The sequence below is a fragment of the Streptomyces sp. LaBMicrA B280 genome, assembly GCF_049222185.1.
Classification (GTDB): domain Bacteria; phylum Actinomycetota; class Actinomycetes; order Streptomycetales; family Streptomycetaceae; genus Streptomyces; species Streptomyces murinus.
The window spans coordinates 1-1,005 of record NZ_JBMJCT010000078.1 but is presented as its reverse complement, the minus strand read 5'-3'; the positions used below and the strand labels follow the sequence as shown (position 1 = coordinate 1,005).

At 76.8% G+C, this 1,005-nt stretch carries 2 pseudogenes; one reads left to right on the top strand and one right to left on the bottom strand.

The features are described 5' to 3' along the window. Positions 1-123: pseudogene (locus tag ACLF5H_RS37305) on the top strand (carbohydrate ABC transporter permease); the annotation flags it as partial. Here the strand turns inward: ACLF5H_RS37305 and ACLF5H_RS37300 are convergent. After that, a pseudogene (locus ACLF5H_RS37300) lies at positions 102-1,005 on the bottom strand (nucleic acid/nucleotide deaminase domain-containing protein); the annotation flags it as partial. The pseudogenes ACLF5H_RS37305 and ACLF5H_RS37300 overlap by 22 nt on opposite strands.

The window sequence follows — 1,005 nt, the reverse complement described above, 5'->3', positions numbered from 1 at the left end:
ACCGTGGTCCAGGCGGCCGGTGCCTGGGCCCTCCAGCTGGTGTTCTGCACGGCCGCCGCCTACGCCCTGTCCAAGCTGCGGCCGGCCTTCGGCAAGGTGATCCTCGGCGGCATCCTCGCCACCTGATGCAACTCGCCCTGGTGAGCGAGCAGTTGCCCCATGCCCTGCTGCCGGCTCGCATGGTCCGTGCCGTACGGCGCGATGCTCGTGATCCGCGCCTGCGGCCACTGCTCCCGGATCATCCGCGCGCAGTAGGCACCCGGCAGCTCGCACGACTCCAGCTCCGTGTGCAGCTCCAGCACCTGGTCCGGCGGCACGTTCATCGACCGCAGCTCATGGAAGATCTGCCACTCCGGATGCGGCGTACCCGGCGCCGAACGCCGGATCAGCTGCTGCTCCGAACCGTCCTGCGCCCGATACCGCAGCACCGCCTGATACCCCGGGCCCACCGTCGGCTGCCCGGCCTGCGGATACCCGTACGCCGCGGGCTGCCCCGGCATGGGGGCGGCCGGCTGCGCCGGAGGCATCGGCGGCACACCGGGCGCCCCGGGCACGGCCGGTGGCGGGGGCACACCGGGTCCGCCCACGGGAGGCGCCGCCAGCATGGTCTCCGCCTGGTGTACGGCACCACGCGCACCCGGCGCCGCGGGGGCACCGGGCACACCGGGAGCCCCAGGAGGCTGCGGGGCACCGGGAGCCACGGGGGGCTGGGGCACACCGGGGGCACCGGGGGCGCCCGGCATCCCCGGGGCCGCCGGAGGCTGCGGGGCGACAGGACCCATCTGACCGGGACCGGCCAGCATCGTGGCCGCGTGGTGCACGTCGCCCGGGGGCGTCGCGGACGGCTCAGGGGCGGCCGGCGCGCCGGGACCGCCCGCCGTACCGTCCTGCCCCGCCGGGCCCTCCGGGTCGATCGCGGACACGAGACGCGTCGGCACGTACCCGCCCGAGGACGCACCCGGCGCGGACGGCGGCGGCACACTCCCCGGACGCGCGCCCGGCGCA